The organism is Chelatococcus sp. CO-6 (assembly GCF_001271345.1).
GTDB classification, from domain to species: Bacteria; Pseudomonadota; Alphaproteobacteria; order Rhizobiales; family Beijerinckiaceae; genus Chelatococcus_A; species Chelatococcus_A caeni.
Genome location: NZ_CP012398.1, coordinates 1274712 through 1296954, shown reverse-complemented (window position 1 = coordinate 1296954; position 22243 = coordinate 1274712). Strand labels below are relative to the sequence as shown.

Below are 22243 nucleotides of genomic sequence, written 5' to 3'. Positions count from 1 at the left end.
GGGTTGGCGGGCATGATGGGGCGCCGGAACGTGGGCTCGGCCAATGGCCGGGCCGGACTTGCCGCGGTTGCAGCAGCGCTTGCCTGTCTTGCAGCCGCCTCGCCGGCACCGGCCCTGACGGCGGGCGAGACCGTCACGGTCACGGCCGACCAGGCGCGGCTCGTGCGCCTGCCGACAGGCGCGCAGACGGTCGTCGTCGGCAATCCGGCCATCGCGGACGTGAACCTGCAGCGCAACGGCGTCCTTGTCGTCACCGGCAAGAGCTACGGCACCACCAATCTCATCGCGATCGACGCGGGCGGCAATGTCGTTGCCGAAGCCCTGATCCAGGTGGAGGCGCCGGCGGCGACGGTCGTCACCGTCATGCGCGGCACCGGGCGGGAGTCGCTGTCGTGCACGCCGAATTGCCAGCCCATGCTGACGCTGGGCGACGACATGAACTACTTCTCCGAACGGACGGAACAGGCGAAGCAGCGCAACAAGCTCGCGACCGGCGAATAGTTGTCGTAACCAACACCTGATCTTTCGCTGGCGCGCGGGAGTGCATGACAATTATCTTGCACCTTGGCAGCACCGGCGATGTGACGCCCGGCAATGGCGATGATGATGTGCAAGGGGGCAACCGCGATGGCTGCGAAGAGGCGAGCTTCCCGCCGTTTCGTGTCCCTGTTGCGGCTGTTCCGCCGCAACAAGGAGGGCGCGACGGCGGTCGAATTCGCCATCGTCGTCATCCCCTTCATCGCGCTGATGTTCACGTTGATCGAGACGGCGCTCGTCTTCTTCACCGAACAGTCGCTCGAGACGGCGGTGCAGAATTCGGCGCGGCTCATCCTCACCGGCCAGGTGCAGGCGGGGGGCTACGGCGGATCGACCGAGGAAAAGCTCAAGAAGTTCAAGGAAGACGTGTGCGCACAGGGCCCCTTCGTGCTGGTCAGCGCCGAGGACTGCCGCGCCCGCGTCGCCATCGACGTGCGCACCTTCTCCGGCTTTTCCGGGGCCGATACCTCGCTGCCCATCAACAACCGGGGCGAGGTCGATACGCGCAACTTCACCTTTTCCCCGGGGCAGGCGGGCGACATCGTCGTGGTGCGCGTCGCGCTCGAGGTGCCGATCTTCGTGCCGCTGCTCAACCCGGGCCTCGGCAATCTTGCCAATGGCAACCGGCTGATCATGTCCTCGGCGGCCTTCCGCAACGAGCCCTTCCCGCAGCCGCAGGCCTCGGGGGCATGAGCGCATGAGCGTTGCCGGCAAATTCCTGATGGTCTCGAGCCGGTGGCTGGCGGCGGGGCTCGGCGCCTTCGGGCGTGACCGGCGCGGCGTCGCCGCCGTCGAGTTCGCCCTCGTGCTGCCGCTCATGCTCGTCATGTATCTCGGCATGGCGGTGACGACGATCGGCATCAGCATCGACCGCAAGCTGACCATCGCCTCGCGGGCGCTCGCCGACCTCACCGCCCAGCGCAGCCGCATCAGCGACGGCGAGAAGGACAATATCTTCGCGGCGGCGGCGGCGGTGATGGCACCCTATTCGCCGGCCGGGGCGGAGCTTGCCCTGTTCAGCGTCTATATCGACAGCAAGGGTGCGGCGCGCGTGTGCTGGTCCGACGCCAACAGGGCCGGCATCGCGCCGGCGGCGGGGTCGGTCTACACCTTCCCGGCCTCGGCGGCGGACCTTGCCAGCAACGTCAGCTCCTCCGTCATCATCGGCCAGGTGACCTATCCCTATTCCACCGGCCTTGCCGGCGTTTTCGAGATGCTCGGCCTGTTCGGCAATGTCTTCGACAACGGCGTCCTGCGCATGAGCGAGACGACCTACATGCGCCCGCGCTCGGTGGCGCAGGTCGCGCGCGACGGCCAGTCGACCTGCAAGGTGAGCTGAACGCGGACCCGCGCCGGCGGCTTGTGCGCGCCGCCGCCGTGGCGCAGATTGCGGCCGAGGAGCCATCCCGAGGGAGCCCGCGCCGCACCATGATCGACCAAGAGGCCGCAACCAGGACGCGCATCACCACCGTCGTCTTCGACGTCGGCAACGTTCTCATTTCCTGGGATCCGCGCCACCTCTACCGCCGCATCTTCGACGGCGACGAGGAGCGGGTCGAGCGCTTCCTGGCGGAGGTCTGCACGCCGGAATGGAACCTGGAGCAGGATCGCGGCCGCTCCTTCGCCGAGGCAATTGCCGAACGCGTGGCGGCCTTCCCGCAATGGCGCGCCGAGATCGAGGCTTATGACCGGCACTGGCACGAGATGGTGCCGGGCGCCATCGAGGGCACGGTACGCATCCTGGAGGAGCTGCGCGCCGCGGGCGTGCCGACCTATGCCATCACCAATTTCTCCGCCGAGAAATTCGCGCTGGCACGGGCGCGCTTTCCCTTCCTCGACGGCTTCCTGGGCACGGTCGTCTCGGCGCACGAGCGGCTGGTGAAGCCGGACGAGGCGATCTATCGCCTGCTCGTCGACCGCTACGGCCTCAATGCCGCGGAGTGCCTGTTCATCGACGACAGCCCCGCCAACGTGGCGGCGGCCCGTGCCGTGGGCATGGCCGCGCACCATTTCACCGATCCTGTCCGCCTGGCGCAGGCCCTCAGGGCCGAGGGCCTGCCCGTGTGAGGCCGATGGTCAGATCGTCTGGTTGTAGGCGCCGACCTCGGGGTTCTCGCGCAGCACCGTGTCGACGGCCTTGAACATCTCGCGCATGCGCGCTTCCGACACCGGGCTCTCGACGACGACGACGAGCTCGGGCTTGTTGGAGGAGGCGCGCACGAGACCCCAGGTTCCGTCCTCGGCGACGACGCGCACGCCGTTGACCGTGACGAGGTCCACGATCTTCTGGCCGGCGACGGCCTCGCCCTTGTCCTTCATCCCGGTGAAGCGCTTCACCACGCGCTCGACGACCTCGTACTTCACCTCGTCGGCGCAGTGGGGCGCCATGGTTGGCGAGCCCCAGGTCTTCGGCAGGTCGCGGTAGAGATCGGCCATCGACTTCGTCGGGTTGCGGTCGAGCATGTCGCAGACGGCGAGGGCCGTCAGGATGCCGTCGTCATAGCCGCGGCCGACCGGCTTGTTGAAGAAGAAGTGGCCCGACTTCTCGAAGCCGGCCAGCGCCGAAAGCTCGCTGACGCGGCGCTTGATGTAGCTGTGGCCGGTCTTCCAGTAGTCCACCTTCACGCCGTTCTTCTGGAGGGCGGGATCGGTGTTGAAGAGGCCGGTCGACTTCACGTCCACCACGAAGGTGGCGCCGGGGTGGAGGGTCGACAGGTCGCGCGCGAGCATGACGCCGATCTTGTCGGCGAAGATCTCGTTGCCCTCGTTGTCGACGACGCCGCAGCGGTCGCCGTCGCCGTCGAAGCCGAGGCCGACGTCGGCGCCCGTCTCGCGCACCTTCTCCGCCATGGCATGAAGCATTTTCATGTCCTCGGGGTTGGGGTTGTAGCGCGGGAAGGTGTGGTCGAGCTCGGCATCGAGCGGGATCACCTCGCAGCCGATCGCTTCCAGCACCTTCGGCGCGAAGGCGCCGGCCGTGCCGTTGCCGCAGGCGGCGACGACCTTGATCTTGCGTCTCAGCTTCGGCCGGTCGGTGAGGTCGGCGATGTAGCGGGCGGGGAAGTTCTCGATGAATTCATAGGCGCCGCCGCCGGTGAGGTCGAAGCTTGCCGACAGCACGATGTCCTTGAGCCGGCCCATCTCCTCGGGGCCGAAGGTGACGGGGCGGCGCGCGCCCATCTTCACGCCCGTCCAGCCGTTGTCGTTGTGCGAGGCGGTGACCATGGCGACCGCCGGCACGTCGAGGTCGAACTGTGCGAAATAGGCCATCGGCGACAGAGCGAGGCCGATGTCCTTCACCCGGACGCCGGCGGCCATGAGGCCGGAGACGAGGGCATATTTGATGGCCGAGGAATAGCCGCGGAAGTCGTGGCCGGTCACGATCTCGGGCTTGACCCCCATCTCCTTGAGCAGCGTGCCGAGGCCCATGCCCAGCGCCTGCACGCCCATGAGGTTGATTTCCTTCTGGAACAGCCAGCGGGCGTCGTATTCGCGAAAGCCGGTCGGCTTCACCATCGGCAGCGATTCGTAGTCGTAGGTGTTCGGCGTCAGGGCCGGCAGGGGCTTCGGAAACATGGAGTTGGCTTCGTCCTTCTGATGGGCACTCGGGATATCGGGCTATGGCTCGGCTCCAAGCCTCGCCGCCAATGGCGGCGGAAGCTGGACCGAGGGGATCAACGTCGCTTTTGCCTCAAGGTTTCAACACCATGATGTCGGCGGTGGTCTCGAAGCCGCCGAGGCGGGAGAGGAACGACATGCCGAGGAGCCCGCCGGTGGCGAGCGCCTCGCGCTTCAGGATGACGGCATCCACGTCGCGTACGACGATGCTCCCGAGCCGCACCTCGCGCAAGGTGCTGCGGGCGCCCAGCGTCACGCCGTTCGCGGTGCTCAGCCGATGCTTGTAGTCGCTCGGGAAGGGGCGGATGCCGGCGCGCGCCGCATCGTCCTCGTTGAGGACGACGAGGCTCGCGCCCGTGTCGACCAGCATGCGCATGGCGACGCCGTTGATGCGGGCCTCGGCCACGAAATGGCCGTTGCGGGCCTTCGTCAGGCGTTCGCTCGTGCCGCTCGCCGGTGATGGGGCAGGGATGTCGACGGCTGAGGCGGCGGCCTCCGTGCGGGCAGGCACGTTGGGTCCGGCGAGGCGGCCGGCGAGATCTGTCGTCACGAACAGGGCGAGCGCGACCACGACGAGCGCCGCCGCCGTCGTCTTCACCATGAGCCCCGTCATGCAGCCTTTCCTCGCAAGCGGCGAAGTCCGGCGCCATCATGCGGGGCAAGCATGAACGGCGCGTGAACCGGGAACCATCAGTTCGAACGGTCCTCACGCAGCGGGCGCAGCCTCGAGGATGGAGATGGGCGCAGAGGTCTCGATCACCCGCTCGAGCTGCAGCCCGGCGGCTGCGAACAGGTCGGCATATTGCGCCTCGGTCCGCTCCAGGCCGCCGGTGACGGCGAGCATGATGACGTCGACGGTCTTGATCTCGCCGGGCTCGTCGCCCGGCGGCACGAGCGTTTCGGCAACAAGGACCTTGCCGTTCGGCGGCATGGCCTTGCGGCAATTGCGCAGGATGAGCGCGGCGCGCTCGTCGTCCCAGTCGTGGATGACCTTCTTGATCATGTAGACATCGCCGGCGGGCACGCTCTCGAAGAAATCGCCGGCAACGATCTCGGTACGCGGCAGGTTGCCTCCGATCTCCTGGCGGGCCGCCTCGGTGCCGGACGGCAGATCGAACAGCACGCCGGTCAGGTGCGGGTTGCGGGCAAGGATTGCCGAGAGAAGCTGGCCGTGCCCGCCGCCGACGTCGACCACGCGCGTGAACGAACCGAAATCGTAGGCTCCGGCAACCGCTTCGTTGCTGCCCTGGCTTATCGCGACCATGGCACGCTGGAACAATGCGGCCCTCTCCGGATGGCGCGACAGCCAGTCGAACCGCGGGCTGCCGAACACCTTGTCGAAAGCCGGCTTGCCGGTGCGGACGGAATGCAGGAGCTCGGCGAAGGCGAGATAGGCTTCGCTGTTGAGCATGCGCACCAGGTCGCCGGGACCCGCAGCGCCGCTGCGCAAGGTGGCACCGATATCCGTCAGCGCGAAACGATGGGGTTCGACCTCCCGGAACACCCCCTCCGACGCGAGCAGCCGCATGACCCGGTAAAGCGCTTCCGGATGCGCTCCCGTGGCTGCGGCAAGTTCATCCATCGGCCGTTCGCCATCGGCCAACAGGTCAGGGACGCCGAGTTCGATCACGGCGCGCAGCGCTTGTGAAATGGCGAACCCAAATCCGAGCCGGATGGCCTGTTGCGATGGCGTCCGCATGGCCGTTCCTCGCCTGACGAGGCAGCCTACCAGAAGAGCGCGATTCAGGCACCGCCCTTCCGGCCGGTTCGCTTCGCCCGGCGCCTAAAAGGTGGTGCGCTGGCGGATGGCGGCCGAGAGCGTGCCCTCGTCGAGATAGTCGAGCTCGCCGCCGACGGGCACGCCGTGGGCGAGGCGCGTGATCTTCACCGGCAGATGCGAGAGGAGGTCGGTGATGTAATGGGCCGTCGTCTGGCCGTCCACGGTGGCGTTGAGGGCGAGGATGACTTCCTTGACCTCCGGGGCGGCGGCGCGAGCGACGAGCCCGTCGAGGTTGAGGTCCTCCGGCCGCACGCCGTCGAGGGCCGAGAGCACGCCGCCGAGGACATGGTAGCGCGCGTTCATGACGGCCGCGCGCTCCAGCGCCCACAGGTCCGACACGTCCTCGACGACGATGAGGACGGAGGGGTCGCGCCGCGCATCGGCGCAGATGGCGCAGGGGTCGCTGGTGTCGACATTGCCGCAGCTGGAGCAGACGACGACGCGCTCGGCGGCGACGCGCACCGCCTCGGCAAGCGGCGCGAGCAGTTGCTCGCGCTTCTTGATGAGATGCAGCGCCGCCCGCCGGGCCGAGCGGGGGCCGAGCCCGGGCAGGCGGGCGAGAAGCTGGATGAGACGCTCGATCTCGGGTCCGACGGGTGAGGGCATGCAGGATCTCTCAAGCGGGCGCGGGTGCGATATCGTCATTTTCCAGGTGTGCGCCTGCGCGGCCTGCCTCCCCCTTGAGGAGGGCGATGCAATCCGCGCTCTTGATCCTCCCCTGCAAGGGGGGAGGTGGCGCCGCGCAGCGGCGACGGAAGGGGCCGCGACTGCCATTGTGGAGCGCCATACCCGGCCTTGACCCCACCCGTCTCGCGCCTTTGGCGCGATCCACCCTCCCCTCGAGGGGAGGGACCAGCGCCCCCGCGCCATATACATCGAGCCGCTCAGGGGAAGGGCTACGCCCCTCAGAACGGCAGCTTCATCCCGGGCGGCAGCGGCAGGCCCTTGGTCAGCTCGGCCATGCGCTCCTGCGCGAGGCGCTCGCCTTTCTGGCGCGCGTCGTTGCTGGCGGCGACGAGGAGGTCTTCGAGGATCTCCTTCTCGTCGGCGTTCATCAGGCTCGGGTCGATGCTCACGGCGCGGACCTCGCCCTTGGCGGTCATGCGGATGGTGACCACGCCGCCGCCGGCCGTGCCCTCGACCTCGAGGCTGCCGAGCTCGGCCTGCATGTCGGCCATCTTCTGCTGCATGGCCTGCGCCTGCTTCATCAGGCCCATCAGGTCCTTCATGGTCGTGGCTCCCGCTCAAGCGATCAGAACATCGGGCGACCGGACGAGCGTCCGATCAGAAATCATCGTCGATATAGGGCTCTTCGTCCGCCGGGGCGAGCCCTTCCTCCACGGTCGGCGCCGCGGCGGCCTCCTCGGCCGCGATGTCGCGCACGTCGACGATCGCGGCGCCGGGGAAGCGCTGCATCACCGCCTGGACGAGCGGGTGGCCGGCGACGCCGCTGAGGCGCTCGGCAGCTTCCGCTTCCGCCTTCTCGTGCAAGGTCGGGGTGTCGGATTCGCGGGCGATGGAGACGACCCAGCGCCGACCCGTCCACTCCTGCAGGCGGCGGGAGAGGTCGCCGGCGAGCGTCTTGCTCGCCCCGTCGACGAGCGCAAATTCCACGTGCCCGTCCTCGAAATGGGCGAGGCGCACGTCGCGCTCCAGCGCGCGCTTCAGCCCGATGTCACGCCTTTCGCCGGCGAGCGCCACGAGATCCTCGAAGCGGGCGAGCCGCATCTGCGGCACGGCCGGCTCCATGGCCGGGGCCGCGGCGGGCGCCCGGGCGAGGGCAGGGCCGCTCGCGGCCAGCATCGGGCGCGGGCGTTCGGCGCCGCTCATCGTCGCGCCGCCGCCGGCGGGCCCGGCACTGCCGCTGCCCGCGGGCGCGGAGGCATTGCCCTCGCGCAGGAGGCGCAGCGCCTCGTCCGGCGTCGGCAGGTCGGCGGCATAGGCGAGGCGCACCAGCACCATCTCGGCGGCCGCGATGGGCCGGGGCGCCGCCTGCACCTCCGCGATGCCCTTCACCAGCATCTGCCAGGTGCGCGAGAGGATGCGCACCGAGAGCCGCGCCGCAAAGTCGGCGCCGCGCGTGCGCTCGACGTCCGTTATGGCGGCATCCTCGCCCGCGGCCGGCACGAGCTTGAGGCGGGTGACGAAATGGGTGAAGCCGGCCAGGTCGGTGAGGATGACGGCGGGATCGGCACCGGCGTCATACTGGCTCTTCAACTCGCCGAGCGCCGCCGGCAGGTCGCCGCGCATCACGTGCTCGAACAGGTCGATGATGCGGCCGCGGTCGGCAAGGCCCAGCATGGCGCGGACCTCCTCGACACCGACGCGGCCCGCCCCGTGGGCGATGGCCTGGTCGAGCAGCGAGAGCGAATCGCGCACCGAGCCCTCGGCGGCGCGGGCCACCATGGCGAGGGCTTCCGGCTCGGCCTCCACCGCCTCGGCGGCGCAGATCCGCGTCAGATGCGCGACGAGCGTGCCCGCCTCGACGCGGCGCAGGTCGAAGCGCTGGCAGCGCGAGAGGATGGTGACGGGGACCTTGCGGATCTCCGTCGTCGCGAAGACGAATTTGGCGTGCGGCGGCGGCTCCTCCAGCGTCTTCAGGAAGGCGTTGAACGCCTTCTCCGAGAGCATGTGCACCTCGTCGATGATGTAGACCTTGTAGCGGGCCGAGACGGGGGCGTAGCGGATGCCGTCGATGATCTGGCGCACATCGTCGATGCCGGTGTGCGAGGCCGCGTCCATCTCCATCACGTCGACGTGGCGCGATTCCATGATGGCTTCGCAGTGCACGCCGAGCTCGGGCATGTGGACGGTGGGGCCGGTGATGCCGGGGCGCTCGTAGTTGAGGGCGCGGGCGAGGATGCGCGCCGTCGTCGTCTTGCCGACGCCGCGCACGCCGGTCAGCATCCAGGCCTGCGGAATGCGGCCGGTCTCGAAGGCGTTGGAGAGGGTGCGCACCATCGCCTCCTGCCCGATGAGATCGGGGAAGGCGCGGGGCCGGTACTTGCGGGCGAGGACCCGGTAGGCGCCGGACTTCGGCGCGGGGGCCGGCTGCGGCAGGCCCGGCAGGGCGGGCGCATCGTCCGTTGCGCCGCCTTCGTCCGTCACGGTGTCGAAATCCGTCATCGGCCCCTTCACGCTGCGGCTCGCGGGAAGCGTGGCCGCAACCACGTGTCCGACGCCGTGGGCGACGTCCCGAGAGAGAGGCCAGATCCCGGTCTGATAGGTGGGAGGCTGAACGAAGACCCGCCCGTGCTCGTTAGGGCTGCTTCCTTCCGGACCTGACCCGGTTGGCGAGTGGAACGTCCAACGCCAACCTCCCGCCCCCTATATCGGGGATCGCGGCCGCTTGTGCAAGCTTCAAGCTGGGGCCGCTCCACAGCGCAGGGGCGGGCGACAGCGTTCCGGCTGCTTTCGCCGTTGGCCGATCGGCGCGGCGGGCCTATAGATTGGGCAGCGGCCAGAACGGCCCGGATGCGGACCTCCCCGACATGCCAGACAGCACCACCGATGCCTTCCAGCTCGACGCACGCCTCGCGGCCGATACGCGCCCCATCGGCGAGCTCGGGCTGTCGCGGCTCCTCCTGATGAACGACAGCCGCTTCCCCTGGGTCATCCTCGTGCCGCGCCGGGCGCAGGCGCGCGAACTCGTCGACCTGTCGGAAGCGGACCACGCGGCGCTGAGCGCCGAGATCCGCCAGGTGTCGCAGGCGTTGCGCGATCTCGTGCCGACGGACAAGCTCAACGTGGCGGCGCTCGGCAACATGGTGCCGCAGCTGCATGTCCACGTGATCGCGCGCACAACGGGCGACGCGGCCTGGCCCGGCCCGGTCTGGGGCGTCGGCCGTGCCGAGCCTTATGATGTCGCCGCGGCGGAGCGCCTCACGGCCGGGCTGCGCGCCCGGCTCGGCCTCTGACAGGAATGGAACGCATGGCCCGCAACATGTCCGACGACACCGCCTCCCCGTCCGGCGAGATCTTTCCCGAACGTTCGGCGCGGATCGGCTTCTCCCGCAACCGTCTCGTCCGCCACTCCGAGCGACGCGAGAAGGCGAGCGACATCGCGGCGATGATGGCGCTGCCCGAGGCGCGCTCCTTCGTCATCGCCGGGGACGTCCCGATCCTCAGGCGCGATGGCGAGGCCTTCACGCCCCGCTTCACCATGGCCGAGGCCGGGGCGCTCGCCCCGGTCGCCGAGACGGCCCTGCTCGGCACGCTCGACGGCACGCCGCTGTTCGCGACGCTGATCGCGGCCGGCGAGGCGGAGCGGCTCAAGGAGAGCGGCCTGTTCGCCATCGACCTGCGCTCCATCGCCGTCCAGGGCCTCCTGCCGCAGGACGAGCTCGGCCCGCTCGGCGAGGGCAAGGCCCTGATGGACTGGCACCGCCGGCACGGCTTCTGCGCCAATTGCGGAGCGCGGACGGCGAGCGCCAGCGGCGGCTGGCGGCGGGATTGCGCCGCCTGTGGCGCGCAGCACTTTCCGCGCACCGACCCGGTCGTCATCATGCTGTCGGTTCGTGGAGAGCGCTGCCTGCTCGGCCGGCAGGCGCGCTTCGCGCCCGGCATGTACTCCTGCCTCGCCGGCTTCGTGGAGCCGGGCGAGACGGTGGAGGACGCCGTGCGCCGCGAGACCATGGAGGAGGCGGGCATCCGCACCGGGCGGGTGCGCTACCTCGCCTCGCAACCCTGGCCGTTTCCGTCGTCGTTGATGATCGGCTGCCTCGCCGAGGCCCTCGACGAGGATCTCGTCGTCGACGCGATCGAACTGGAGCACGCGCGCTGGTTCACGCGGGCGGAGGTCGGTGCCATGCTGCGCGGCGAGCACCCGGACGGGCTCACCGCCCCGCTGCCCTTCGCCATCGCGCACCACATCCTCAAGGCTTTCGTCGAGGAGGGCGAGGGCTTCTGAGCGGCCGCTCAGCCGCCCGGCCGCAGCCGGGCGAGCGCATCGGCGGCGACGATGTCGGACGCGGCGAGGCCCGGCGCCGTCCGGCCGGCGCGGGAGAGCGCGACCGGCTCCTCGTGCCAGACGGCGAGATCGGCGAGATCGGGCCAGATGACCGCGATCTCCTCGAGCATCGTCTCGCCGGCGCAAGTGCTGCGCGTGCCGGCGACCGTGCCGCCCAGCGCGCGGGCAAAGGCCACCGCCGCGACGTTGTCGCGCGGGATCCAAAGGCCGGCGCTGGCATGGCCGGAGGCGATGAGCGCATGGGCGAGGCCGCCCATCAGGCGTCCGCCGATGCCGCGGAACTGCAGCCGCCGGGCGACATAGGGCGGCGCGATCTCGGCCACGGTGCCGAGGCTGCCGTCGGTCGCGGGACCCGCCGCGGCGAAGCCCACGACCTCGCCCGCCCGCTCGGCGACGAGCGCGGCGCGGCCGTTGCCGTCGCTGTCGAGCCCGACGAAGCGGATGCTGCGCTCGCCGACCGGCACGGTCTGGGTCGCGAGCACATAGTCGGAGAGGATGCCGCGATAGGTCTCCCGCCAAACGTCGATGACGAGACGACCGATGGCCTCGATGTCGGCCGGTGTGGCACGTCTGATGATGATCGACATGACGCGGCTCCCTGATCTGGCGATTGGCGTGCAGTCTCGACCAGGAGAACGGCCACAAAAGGGCGACACTGGTACGACAACACGACTTTCGCTGAGCCGGCTGATGGGGGCCAGCTTCGTCTTGTTGGCTCACCATATCACGCGGCGGCGGGCCGCGCAGCACCGCGGCCGGCGGATTCTACTCGGCGGCTTCGCGGATGTTCTCGCGATAGGGGTGGGCGGGGAAGACGCCGAGGATGTTGAGCTCGCGCGAGAAGAAGCCGAGCTCCTCCAGTGCCAGCTTGAGCGACTTGTCCTCGGGGTGGCCTTCGACCTCGGCGTAGAACTGCGTGGCGAAGAAATGCCCCTCGATCATGTAGCTCTCGAGCTTCGTCATGTTGATGCCGTTGGTGGCGAAGCCGCCGAGGCCCTTGTAGAGCGCCGCCGGCACGTTGCGCACGCGGAAGACGAAGCTGGTGACGGCCGGTCCCTTGCCGGCTTCCATCCACTGCGCCGTGCGCGACAGGATGACGAAGCGGGTCGTGTTGTGGGCCTCGTCCTCGACGTCCTCCATGAGCGTGTCGAGGCCGTAGATCTCGCCGGCAAGGCGGGTGGCGAGCGAGGCCGAGGCGGGATCGTTCCATTCCGCGACCATGCGGGCGGAGCCTGCGGTATCGGCCGCGACCACGGCCTTGAGGCCGAGCTTGCGGATGATCTTGCGGCACTGGCCGAGGCCGTGCACATGGCTGTAGACCGTCTTGATCGTGGCGAGCGTCGCCCCCTTCGGGGCCAGCAGCTGGAAGTGGATGGGCAGGAAATATTCGCCGACGATGTGGAGGCCCGAGGTCGGCAGGAGATGGTGGATGTCAGCGACGCGCCCGGCGATCGAATTGTCGATCGGGATCATGCCGAGCTCGGCCCGCCCCTCCTGCACCGCGGCGAAGGCGTCCTCGAAGGTCGCGCAGGGCAGGGGCTCCCAGTCGGGATAGGCGTCCTTGCAGGCGATGTGCGAATTGGCGCCGGGCTCGCCCTGGTAGGCGATGATCTTCTTGGCCATTGGGGAAGTCCTCGCGGAAGATAAGGTCAGCGGCGCGGCGCGAGCATGGCGCGGGCGCGTTCGAGATCATGCGGCGTGTCGACGCCGAGCGGCACGTCGTCCACGACGACGATGTCGATGCGCATTCCCGCCTCGACGGCTCGCAGCTGCTCGAGCCGCTCGCGGCGCTCCAGCGGCGAGGGCGGCAGGGCGACGAAGCGGGCGAGCGCCGCGCGGCGATAGGTATAGAGGCCAATGTGGTGCAGCAGCGGCCCTTCGCCGTAAGGCGCGGTGGCGCGGGTGAAATAGAGCGCGCGCAGGTGGCCCGGCGCGATCTCGCTGCCGATGGCCTTGACCACGCTCGGCTCCGTCCGCTCCTCCTCGCGCGTGATGATCGCTGCGAGCGTCGCGATGTCGACGGCCGGGTCGACAAGGGGCCGCGTCGAGGCGGTGATGACGCGCGGATCGATGGTCGGCAGGTCGCCCTGCACGTTGACGACGATGTCGTGCCGGCCTTCCGGATCGAGGCTCTCGAGGGCCTCGTGGATCCGGTCCGAGCCCGACTGGTGATCCGGGCGCGTCATCACGGCCCGTCCGCCGGCCCTGGTCACGGCCTCGGCGATGGCCGGCGCGTCGGTCGCGACGGCGACCGGACCGATGCCGGCCTCCTCGGCCCGCCGCATGACGTGCACGATCATCGGTTCGCCCCCGATGTCCGCGAGGGGCTTGTCGGGCAGGCGCGTCGAGGCGAGGCGGGCGGGGATGAGGACGATGGGGTCGGACATGTCGGCGTTTCGCTGGTCGTTCTCGTTGCGGCGCGGCCGGGTATCCGCGGGGAGCGGCCCGGCGCGCCGGGCGCTTATAGCAGGCGCTGCGCGGTCCGTCCTCCCCGACGCGCGGTGGACAATTGCGCGCGCGGGGGCGGTGCGACGACATAACCGCACGCGCCTTATTGCCAAGCGCCCGCCAAAGCGGGTAATCATCCGCCGCCGCATGGGGCTGCCCCCGTGCGGCGCCCTTGCCTTTGCCGACACCTCGTCCGTAGCGACGGACCGGAGCTGCCGACCGATGGATTCCTTCGAGCTCAACAAGATCGCGGGCGCCGTGCTGGGCACCCTTCTGTTTGTCATGGGCCTCAATATCGTGGCGGGAATCGTCTTCGCCCCGCACCGGCCCGCGGTGCCCGGCTACGACCTGCCTTCGGCCGAGGAAGCAACCGGCGGCGGCGAGGCTGCTCCCCAGGCGCCGGCCGTGCCGCTGCCCCAGCTTCTGGCCCAGGCCGACCCGGCCCGCGGCGAGAAGGCCGTCGCCAAGTGCAAGGCCTGCCACACCTTCGAGAAGGGCGGCCCGAACAAGGTCGGCCCGCACCTGTGGGATGTCGTCGACCGGCAGATCGCCGAAGTGTCCGACTTCAGCTATTCGGCCACGCTCAGGGAGCATGGCGGCAACGGCGAGAAGTGGACCTATGAGCACCTCAACGAGTTCATCGCCAATCCGCGCGGCTACATGAAGGGCACGATCATGGCCTTCGCCGGCGTTCCCAAGCCGGAAGAGCGGGCGGACATCCTCGCCTACCTGCGCACCCTCTCCGACAATCCCGCGCCGCTGCCGGCGGAGTGAGCGGGACATCCGGGACAGCCGAGACGGCCGGGCCAAAAGCCCGGCCGAATCGTTTTTAAGCGCCGCGCCGGCGCTTCTCCCGCCACACAATTTCGACAACCGGGGTTCCGCTGACCCTGCCGGCCGTCCTACTGTGCCGATGCATCGCGCCTTGCGAGGTAGGGGCGCGCAGGAAGCCGGCCGCCCGCCTCCGTGCATCGGCGTGCCCGGCGCCCTTGCGGAAGGAGACGAGACACGTGAACGGACCGCTGTTCGACCCGACGCGCTTTTCCTTCACCCGGCGCGCCCTGCTCGCGGCGGGCGGCGCGACGGCCGCCGGGCTGTTCATGCCGCGCATGGGGCTGGCCGACGAGGCCGAGGTGCATGGCCTCTCCGCCTTCGGCGACCTCGCCTATCCGCCGGACTTCAAGCATTTCAGCTACGTCAATCCGGATGCGCCGAAGGGCGGCACGCTGTCGCTGCAGATCAAGCAGGCGGGCGGCAACCAGAACTTCGATACCTTCAACACGCTCAACATCTTCGTGCTGCGCGGCGACGGCGCGGCCGGGATGGACCTGACCTACGACACGCTGATGGCCGGCTCCGGCGACGAGCCCGATGCGCTCTACGGCCTCGTGGCGCGTGCCGTGCGCATCTCGCCGGACGAACTGACCTACCGCTTCGTGCTGCGGCCCGAGGCGCGCTTCCACGACGGCTCGCGCATCACGGCCGAGGACGTCGCCTTCTCGCTCGACATCCTCAAGACGAAAGGGCATCCGAACTACCGCGCCATCCTGACCGAGGTCGTCGGCACGGAGGTGGAGCGCGAGGATGTCGTCGCCGTCCGTCTGTCGCCGCAGCGCAGCCGCGACCTGCACCTCGTCGTCGCGAGCCTGCCGGTCTTCTCCAAGGCCTACTGGAGCAATCGCGATTTCGAGGCGACCACGCTCGAGGCGCCGCTCGGCTCCGGCGCCTACAAGGTCGGGCGCTTCGAGGTCGGCCGCTTCATCGAATTCGAGCGGGTCGAGGACTATTGGGCGCGCGACCTGCCGGTCAATGTCGGCGGCAACAATTTTGGCCGCATCCGCTACGAATATTTCCGTGACCGGCAGGTGGCCTTCGAGGCCTTCAAGTCCGGCGCCTTCAACTACCATGAGGAATATACGGCCCGCATCTGGGCGACGGGCTACGATTTCCCGGCCATGCGCGCAGGCCGCGTCAAGCGCGAGGAGATCCCGACGCGTTCCGCCGTGCCGACGCAGGGCTGGTACTTCAACACGCGCCGCGCGCAGTTCCGCGACCCGCGCGTGCGCGAGGCGATCGGCCTCGCCTTCGACTTCGAGTGGACGAACAAGAACATCATGTACTCGGCCTACAGGCGGCTGACGTCGTTCTTCGAGGCCTCGGAGATGAAGGCGACGGGCACGCCCTCGCCGGAGGAGCTGGCGCTCCTCGAGCCGTTCAGGGCCGAGCTGCCGGAGGAGGTCTTCGGCGAGCCCTACGTGCCGCCGGTGTCGGACGGCTCCGGCAGCGACCGCGCCCTGCTGCGGCGGGCGGACGAGCTCCTGCGCGATGCGGGCTGCAAGCGCGAGGGGCGGCGCCTCCTCTTGCCGGACGGGCAGCCCTTCACCATCGAGTTCCTCGACTTCCAGCCGACGCTGCAGCCGCACACCCAGCCCTTCCAGGAGAACCTGCAGCGGCTCGGCATCGAGGCGCGCTCGCGCATCGTCGATGCGGCCCAGTACCGGCGGCGCATGGACGACTTCGACTTCGACATGGCGAGCATGGCGCTGAGCGGCAGCCTGACGCCCGGGGACAGCATGCGTGTCGTCTACGGTTCCGAGGCGGCGAAGACGCCGGGCTCGCGCAATGTCGCCGGCATCGCGAACCCTGCCATCGACGCGCTCATCGAGCGCATCGGCCGGGCCAAGACGCGCGCGGAGCTCACCATCGCCTGCCGGGCGCTCGACCGCATCCTCAGGGCCGGCCGCTACTGGGTGCCGATGTGGTACAAGGACCAGACGCTGGTCGCCTACTGGGACATCTTCTCGCGGCCGGACAAGACGCCGAAATACGGCTCGGGCGCGCCGGGCACCTGGTGGTACGACGCCGACAAGGCGCGAGCCATCGGCTGGAAGGGATGAGAGGCGCGATGACCGGCGCCGCCGTGACCGCCTGAACGAGCCGCCCCATGCTGGCCTACGCGCTGCGACGCATTCTCCTCATGGTGCCGACGCTGTTCGGCATCATGCTCGTCTCCTTCGTCATCATCCAGTTCGCGCCCGGTGGCCCGGTGGAGCGGGTGCTCGCGCAGATCCAGGGCACGGATGCCGGTGCCACCGCCCGCTTCGGAGGCGGCGGCGCGGGCGATGCCGGCCAGTCGCGCTATCGCGGCGCCCAGGGGCTCGACCCGGCCTTCATCAAGGAGCTCGAGCAGCAGTTCGGCTTCGACAAGCCGGCGCCCGAACGCTTCGCCAAGATGATGGTGGACTACGCCACCTTCGACTTCGGCCGCAGCTATTTCCGCGACATCGCCGTCGTCGACCTCATCGCCGAGAAGTTGCCCGTGTCGATCTCGCTCGGGCTTTGGATGATGCTCATCTCCTATGCCATCTCGATCCCGCTCGGCATCGCCAAGGCGGTGCGCGACGGCGAGCGCTTCGACACCTGGACCTCGGCCGTGGTCGTCGTCGGCTACGCCATCCCGAGCTTTCTCTTCGCCATCCTGCTCATCGTGCTCTTTGCCGGCGGCTCCTTCTGGCAGTTCTTTCCGCTCAGGGGGCTGACCTCGGACAACTGGCGCGACTTGCCGCTCATGGCCAAGGTCGGGGACTATCTCTGGCACATCACGCTGCCGGTGCTGGCGCTCACGCTCGGCGCCTTCGCGACGACGACGCTGCTGACCAAGAACTCCTTCCTCGAGGAGATCCGCAAGCACTATGTGCTGACCGCGCGGATGAAGGGCCTGTCGGAGCGGCAGGTGCTCTACGGGCATGTCTTCCGCAACGCCATGCTGATCGTCGTCTCGGGCTTTCCCGGGGCCTTCATCAGCGCCTTCTTCACCGGCTCGCTGCTGATCGAGACCATCTTCTCGCTCGACGGCCTGGGGCTCCTGTCCTTCGAGGCCATTGTCAACCGCGACTATCCTGTCGTCTTCGCCAACCTCTACATCTTCGCCCTCATCGGCCTCCTCGTGAACCTCCTCTCCGACCTCACCTACATGTGGATCGATCCGCGGATCGATTTCGAGACGCGGGAGGTGTGAGTGGCCGAGACCTCGACCCTCACGACGCCAGAGGAGACGGCCAGGCTCGCCCCACCGCTGCCGCGCCGGGGCCTGCTGCGCCTGTCGCCGATCAACGCCCGCCGTCTCGCCAATTTCCGGGCGAACCGGCGCGGCTACTGGTCCTTCTGGATCTTTCTGGTGCTTTTCGTCCTCAGCCTCTTCGCCGAGTTCATCGCCAATGACCGGCCGATCCTCGTCTCCTACAAGGGCGAGCTCCTGGCGCCGGTGCTCATCGACTATCCGGAGGAGAAGTTCGGCGGCTTCTTCGCCGTCACCGACTACCGCGACCCCGCCATCGCGTCCGAGATCGCCGAGAACGGCTGGGCCCTGTGGCCGCCCATCCGGTTCTCCTACAACACGCACAACCGCAACCTGCCGGTGCCTGCGCCCTCGCCGCCGACGTGGCTGCTCGGCGACGGCGAGTGCCGCCCGTCCGCCGAGCGCGTCGGCGGCAGCACCTGCGCCGACATCGAATGGAACTGGCTCGGCACCGACGACCAGGGCCGCGACGTGGTGGCGCGGCTCGTCTACGGCTTCCGCATCTCCGTCCTCTTCGGCTTGACCCTGACCGTCGTTTCCTCGCTGATCGGCGTCGCAGCGGGCGCGGTGCAGGGCTATTTCGGCGGCTGGATCGACCTCGTCTTCCAGCGGCTCATCGAGATCTGGACGGCGATCCCGGCGCTCTATCTGCTCATCATCATCTCGGCCGTCATCACGCCGGGCTTCTTCGTGCTGCTCGGCATCCTGCTGCTGTTCTCGTGGGTGGCGCTCGTCGGCGTGGTGCGGGCCGAGTTCCTGCGCGCGCGCAACTTCGAATATGTGCGCGCCGCCCGCGCGCTCGGCCTGTCGAACGGGACCATCATGTTCCGCCACCTCCTGCCGAACGCCATGGTGGCGACGCTGACCTTCCTGCCCTTCATCCTCAACGGCTCGATCACGACACTGACGTCGCTCGACTTCCTCGGCTTCGGCCTGCCGCCGGGCTCGCCGTCGCTGGGGGAACTGCTGGCGCAGGGCAAGAACCACCTCGAGGCGCCGTGGCTCGGCCTCACCGGCTTCTTCGTCATCGCCATCATGCTGTCGCTGCTCATCTTCGTCGGCGAGGCGGTGCGCGACGCCTTCGACCCGCGCAAGACCTTTGGCTGAGCCGATGCTATGGTGAGGCGGACAAGGAGCCGACGATGGGCAGAGTTGTGCGCGAGCACTACCCCGTGAGCAAGCTGCCGGAGGATCTGCGGGACGATCTCGACCCGACGGCGACCGTGCGCGTCGTCATCGAGGAGGAGGTCCGGCCGGGGGCGAAAGCCCCGGAGCAGACAAGGGAGCGGCAGCAGATTTTCAAGAAGCTGGCCGATTTCCGGCGACAGGCCCGGCCGAGCTTCTCGTCCGCGGACGAAATCAATGCCCACGTGCGCAGTCTGCGGGACGAGTGGGACCGGTGACGTCGCCGACGAAGGTCTATTGCGACACCAACACCAACATCTTCATCGCCGCCATGGAGATGCAGGGTGGGCTCAGCGATCAGGCGTGGCAGGTGCTTGATGCGGTGGACGAAGGACGTCTCGTTGCCGTCACCAGCGAGCTCTCCCGCGCCGAAGTGCTCGTCAAACCTCTCGCCGCCCGGGACCGCAAGCTCGCTGACAGCTATGAAGGCCTCATTGCATCGCGCTCTTGTTTCGAGGTGCTGGCAGTGGAACGCGCCGTACTGGTGCGTGCTGCCAGCTTGCGTGCCGACAGGCCGGGTCTGAAGCTGCCGGACGCGATCCACGTCGCGACCGCCCTTAGCGGCGAATGTCGCTTCTTCCCCACCACCGACAAGCGGCTCGCCGTACCGCCGCCGCTGACGGCCCTCGATCTCGGGCCGCATCTTCTCCAAAAAATCGTCCGCGGCGCCCCATGACCACGCCCCTCCTTTCCGTCCGAGACCTCTCCGTCGCCTTCCGCCAGGCGGGCCAGGAGACGCTTGCCGTCGACCGCGTGTCCTTCGACGTCGCGCCGGGCGAGACGGTGGCCATCGTCGGGGAATCCGGCTCGGGCAAGACGGTGACGGCCCTGTCGGTGCTCAAGCTCCTGCCCTATCCGGCCGCGCATCATCCGTCCGGGCAGGTGCTGTTCAAGGGGCGGGACCTCATCGCGGCGAGCGAGGCGGAGATGCGGGCCGTGCGCGGCAACGACATCACCATGGTCTTCCAGGAGCCGATGACCTCGCTCAATCCGCTCCACACCATCGAGCGGCAGATCGGCGAGATCCTCAGGCTGCACCGCGGCATGAGCGGGCCGGCGGCCCGCGCCCGCACGCTCGAGTTGCTCGAGCTCGTCGGCATCGCCTCGGCCGGCGAGCGGCTCGAGGCCTATCCGCACCAGCTCTCGGGCGGCCAGCGCCAGCGCGTCATGATCGCCATGGCGCTCGCCAACGAGCCGGACCTGCTCATCGCCGACGAGCCGACGACGGCGCTCGACGTCACGGTGCAGGCGCAGATCCTCGCGCTCCTCGCCGACCTCAAGGCGCGGCTCGGCATGGCGCTGCTCTTCATCACCCACGATCTCGGCATCGTGCGCCGCATCGCCGACCGGGTCTGCGTGATGACGGAGGGGCGCATCGTCGAGACCGGCCCGGTGGAAGCGGTCTTCACGCGGCCGCAGCACGCCTATACGCGCAAGTTGCTCGCGGCCGAGCCGAAGGGCGAGCCGCGGCCGGTGGCCGGAACGGCGCCCGTCGTCGTCGAGGCCGGGCCGCTCAGGGTGTGGTTTCCCATCAAGAAGGGGCTGCTCAGGCGAACGGTCGGCCACGTCAAGGCGGTCGACGGCATCTCGCTCTCCATCCGCGCCGGCGAGACGCTCGGCGTCGTCGGCGAATCGGGCTCCGGCAAGACGACGCTCGGGCTTGCGCTCCTCAGGCTCATCGCCAGCGAGGGGCCCGTGGTCTTCCTCGGCCGGAACATCGACGGCCTCAGGCAGAAGGAGATCCGGCCGCTGCGCAAGGACCTGCAGGTGGTCTTCCAGGATCCCTACGGGTCGCTGAGCCCGCGCCTCTCCGTCGCCGAGATCGTGGGCGAGGGGCTCGACGTGCAGAAGCCGGGCCTGTCCTACGAGGAACGGCGCGAGATCGTCGCCCGTGCGCTCGCCGACGTCGGGCTCGACCCGGCGGCGATGGACCGCTACCCGCACGAGTTCTCCGGTGGCCAGCGCCAGCGCATCGCCATCGCGCGCGCCATGGCGCTCGATCCGAAGTTCGTCGTGCTCGACGAGCCGACCTCGGCGCTCGACATGTCGGTGCAGGCGCAGATCGTCGATCTGCTGCGCAAGCTGCAGGCCGAGCGCGACCTCGCCTACATGTTCATTTCGCACGACCTCAAGGTGGTGCGCGCGCTCGCCAATGCGCTCATCGTGATGAAGGACGGCGTCGTCGTGGAAGAGGGGCCGGCGGAGACGATCTTCGCGGCTCCGAAGCACGAATACACGCGCAAGCTCTTCGCCGCGGCCTTCGCGCGCGCGGCAGAGACGACCTGAAAACGGGCGACCTGAAAACAGGCGACCTGAAACAATCTGCAAAGTTAAATGACTTCGCAGGCCGCCGGGCGCACCTTACAACCGGCGTCCCCACGCATTCCTCGAGACGCACGCCATGTCACGCGCTCTTCTCATCGTGCTCGATTCCGTCGGTGCCGGCGGCGCCCCTGATGCGGCCGCCTTCGGCGACGAGGGCGCCGACACGCTCGGCCACATCGCCGCGGCCTGCGCGTCGGGCGGGGCGGACAGGCAGGGCCTGCGCCGGGGGCCGCTCGCGATCCCCAACCTCGCCCGCCTCGGGCTCTCGCAGGCCTGCGAATTGTCGGCCGGGCGCCCGCTCGCCGGCGTGGCGCGGCCGGACGAGCCGGCGGGGCAGTGGGGCGTCGCGCGCGAGACCTCCATCGGCAAGGACACCCCCTCCGGCCACTGGGAGATCGCGGGACGGCCGGTACCCTTCGCCTGGGGCTATTTCCCGAACACCCACCCCGCCTTCCCGCCGGAGCTCGTGGCGAAGATCGTCGCGGCGGCGAAGCTGCCCGGCATCCTCGGCGACAGGCACGCCTCCGGCACCGCCATCATCGAGGAGCTCGGCGCCGAGCACGTGGCGAGCGGCAAGCCGATCCTCTACACCTCCGTCGATTCCGTGCTGCAGATCGCCGCGCACGAGGAGACCTTCGGGCTCGAGCGGCTCTACGAGCTGTGCCGCATCGTCCGCCCCTTGGTCGACCCGCTCAGGATCGGCCGCGTCATCGCTCGGCCGTTCGTCGGCACGCCGGACGACGGCTTCACTCGCACCGGAAACCGCAAGGACTTCGCCATTCCCCCGCCGGACGGGACCATTCTCGACCGGCTCGCCGGCGCCAGCCGCGCCATCGTCACTGTCGGCAAGATCGGTGACATCTTCGCCCACCGGCACACGGGACGGGAGATCAAGCCGCACGGCAACGACGCCGTGCTGACGGCGACCCTCGAGGCGCTCCGGGTGCTGCCGGACGGCGGCTTCGTGTTCTCCAACCTCGTCGATTTCGACACCGAGTACGGCCACCGCCGGGACGTCGCCGGCTATGCCGCGGCCATCGAGGCCTTCGATCGGCGCGTGCCGGAGATCGAGGCCCTGCTCGGCCCTGGCGACGTCGCCGTCGTCACCGCCGATCACGGCAACGACCCGACCTGGAGCGGCACCGACCATACGCGCGAGCAGGTGCCGGTGCTCGCCTTCGGCCCCGCCGTCGTGCCGGGGGCGATCGGCCTCAGGACGACCTTCGCCGATATCGGCGAGACGCTCGCCGCCCATCTCGGCCTGCCGGGTTCCGGGCCTGGCAGGCCGTGGTCCTTCTGCTGA

At 69.2% G+C, this 22243-nt stretch carries 23 protein-coding genes and 1 other RNA gene; 14 read left to right on the top strand and 10 right to left on the bottom strand.

Annotation, left to right across the window (positions count from 1 at the left end):
• The first annotated feature begins 12 nt into the window (after positions 1-12).
• The 4 genes from AL346_RS06100 (at position 13) to AL346_RS06085 (ending at position 2604) form a co-directional block, all read left to right on the top strand.
• Positions 13-501 (top strand): pilus assembly protein N-terminal domain-containing protein, encoded by a 489-nt coding sequence (locus AL346_RS06100; RefSeq protein ID WP_019403701.1) that lies wholly within the window; start codon positions 13-15, stop codon positions 499-501.
• Between the two features lie 159 nt (positions 502-660).
• Positions 661-1230, top strand: a complete 570-nt coding sequence (locus tag AL346_RS06095; protein ID WP_245258934.1) for a TadE/TadG family type IV pilus assembly protein — start codon at positions 661-663, stop codon at positions 1228-1230.
• A gap of 4 nt (positions 1231-1234) precedes the next feature.
• Positions 1235-1876, top strand: a complete 642-nt coding sequence (locus AL346_RS06090; RefSeq protein ID WP_019403699.1) for a TadE/TadG family type IV pilus assembly protein — start codon at positions 1235-1237, stop codon at positions 1874-1876.
• Between the two features lie 89 nt (positions 1877-1965).
• On the top strand, positions 1966-2604 hold the full coding sequence (locus tag AL346_RS06085) for an HAD family phosphatase (RefSeq protein WP_019403698.1): 639 nt from the start codon (positions 1966-1968) through the stop codon (positions 2602-2604).
• A gap of 9 nt (positions 2605-2613) precedes the next feature.
• On the opposite strand, the gene AL346_RS06080 is transcribed toward AL346_RS06085, so the two are convergent.
• The 7 genes from AL346_RS06080 to ffs form a co-directional block, all read right to left on the bottom strand.
• Complete coding sequence (locus tag AL346_RS06080; protein ID WP_053193418.1) at positions 2614-4113, bottom strand: phosphomannomutase/phosphoglucomutase; 1500 nt, start codon at positions 4111-4113, stop codon at positions 2614-2616.
• A 115-nt stretch (positions 4114-4228) separates the two neighbouring features.
• Positions 4229-4768 (bottom strand): TIGR02281 family clan AA aspartic protease, encoded by a 540-nt coding sequence (locus tag AL346_RS06075; protein WP_019403696.1) that lies wholly within the window; start codon positions 4766-4768, stop codon positions 4229-4231.
• A gap of 93 nt (positions 4769-4861) precedes the next feature.
• Positions 4862-5854 (bottom strand): methyltransferase, encoded by a 993-nt coding sequence (locus AL346_RS06070; protein ID WP_019403695.1) that lies wholly within the window; start codon positions 5852-5854, stop codon positions 4862-4864.
• Between the two features lie 84 nt (positions 5855-5938).
• Positions 5939-6541, bottom strand: a complete 603-nt coding sequence (gene recR, locus AL346_RS06065; protein WP_053193413.1) for a recombination mediator RecR — start codon at positions 6539-6541, stop codon at positions 5939-5941.
• A 299-nt stretch (positions 6542-6840) separates the two neighbouring features.
• Complete coding sequence (locus AL346_RS06060; RefSeq protein WP_019402402.1) at positions 6841-7164, bottom strand: YbaB/EbfC family nucleoid-associated protein; 324 nt, start codon at positions 7162-7164, stop codon at positions 6841-6843.
• 55 nt (positions 7165-7219) lie between these two features.
• Positions 7220-9061: a DNA polymerase III subunit gamma/tau gene (locus tag AL346_RS06055; protein ID WP_053193410.1), complete on the bottom strand. Its 1842-nt coding sequence runs from the start codon at positions 9059-9061 to the stop codon at positions 7220-7222.
• A 98-nt stretch (positions 9062-9159) separates the two neighbouring features.
• An RNA gene (gene ffs, locus AL346_RS24545) (signal recognition particle sRNA small type) lies at positions 9160-9258 on the bottom strand.
• Between the two features lie 168 nt (positions 9259-9426).
• On the opposite strand from ffs, the gene AL346_RS06050 reads away from it, so the two are divergent.
• Both AL346_RS06050 and nudC read left to right on the top strand, forming a co-directional pair.
• Complete coding sequence (locus AL346_RS06050) at positions 9427-9852, top strand: HIT domain-containing protein (protein WP_026014887.1); 426 nt, start codon at positions 9427-9429, stop codon at positions 9850-9852.
• A 14-nt stretch (positions 9853-9866) separates the two neighbouring features.
• Positions 9867-10844: an NAD(+) diphosphatase gene (gene nudC, locus AL346_RS06045; protein ID WP_245303224.1), complete on the top strand. Its 978-nt coding sequence runs from the start codon at positions 9867-9869 to the stop codon at positions 10842-10844.
• Positions 10845-10852: 8 nt separating this feature from the next.
• Here the strand turns inward: nudC and AL346_RS06040 are convergent, their stop codons facing one another.
• From AL346_RS06040 to AL346_RS06030, 3 genes are all read right to left on the bottom strand, one after another.
• Positions 10853-11491, bottom strand: a complete 639-nt coding sequence (locus AL346_RS06040; protein WP_019400820.1) for a GNAT family N-acetyltransferase — start codon at positions 11489-11491, stop codon at positions 10853-10855.
• A 178-nt stretch (positions 11492-11669) separates the two neighbouring features.
• Positions 11670-12527 carry a prephenate dehydratase gene (locus AL346_RS06035; RefSeq protein WP_019400819.1) on the bottom strand — a complete coding sequence of 286 codons (858 nt, stop codon included), beginning with the start codon at positions 12525-12527 and terminating at the stop codon, positions 11670-11672.
• Between the two features lie 26 nt (positions 12528-12553).
• The gene (locus AL346_RS06030) at positions 12554-13291 is read right to left on the bottom strand and encodes a 3-deoxy-manno-octulosonate cytidylyltransferase (RefSeq protein WP_019400818.1); all 738 of its coding nucleotides are present in this window, start codon (positions 13289-13291) and stop codon (positions 12554-12556) included.
• A 283-nt stretch (positions 13292-13574) separates the two neighbouring features.
• On the opposite strand from AL346_RS06030, the gene AL346_RS06025 reads away from it, so the two are divergent.
• The 8 genes from AL346_RS06025 (at position 13575) to AL346_RS05990 (ending at position 22243) form a co-directional block, all read left to right on the top strand.
• Positions 13575-14126 (top strand): cytochrome c family protein, encoded by a 552-nt coding sequence (locus AL346_RS06025; RefSeq protein WP_019400817.1) that lies wholly within the window; start codon positions 13575-13577, stop codon positions 14124-14126.
• A 236-nt stretch (positions 14127-14362) separates the two neighbouring features.
• Positions 14363-16249, top strand: coding sequence for an extracellular solute-binding protein (locus AL346_RS06020; RefSeq protein WP_019400816.1), 1887 nt, complete (start codon positions 14363-14365; stop codon positions 16247-16249).
• A gap of 47 nt (positions 16250-16296) precedes the next feature.
• Positions 16297-17370, top strand: a complete 1074-nt coding sequence (locus AL346_RS06015) for a microcin C ABC transporter permease YejB (protein WP_019400815.1) — start codon at positions 16297-16299, stop codon at positions 17368-17370.
• The gene (locus tag AL346_RS06010; protein WP_019400814.1) at positions 17371-18537 is read left to right on the top strand and encodes an ABC transporter permease; all 1167 of its coding nucleotides are present in this window, start codon (positions 17371-17373) and stop codon (positions 18535-18537) included.
• A 65-nt stretch (positions 18538-18602) separates the two neighbouring features.
• Complete coding sequence (locus AL346_RS06005) at positions 18603-18833, top strand: hypothetical protein (RefSeq protein ID WP_245258844.1); 231 nt, start codon at positions 18603-18605, stop codon at positions 18831-18833.
• On the top strand, positions 18830-19291 hold the full coding sequence (locus AL346_RS06000) for a PIN domain-containing protein (RefSeq protein WP_019400812.1): 462 nt from the start codon (positions 18830-18832) through the stop codon (positions 19289-19291). Before AL346_RS06005 ends, AL346_RS06000 begins: the two co-directional genes overlap by 4 nt.
• Entirely contained in the window at positions 19288-20901 is a 1614-nt protein-coding gene (locus tag AL346_RS05995) for an ABC transporter ATP-binding protein (protein WP_019400811.1), read from the top strand. The genes AL346_RS06000 and AL346_RS05995 overlap by 4 nt, the downstream gene beginning before the upstream one ends.
• Before the next feature lie 115 nt (positions 20902-21016).
• Positions 21017-22243 carry a phosphopentomutase gene (locus AL346_RS05990; protein WP_019400810.1) on the top strand — a complete coding sequence of 409 codons (1227 nt, stop codon included), beginning with the start codon at positions 21017-21019 and terminating at the stop codon, positions 22241-22243.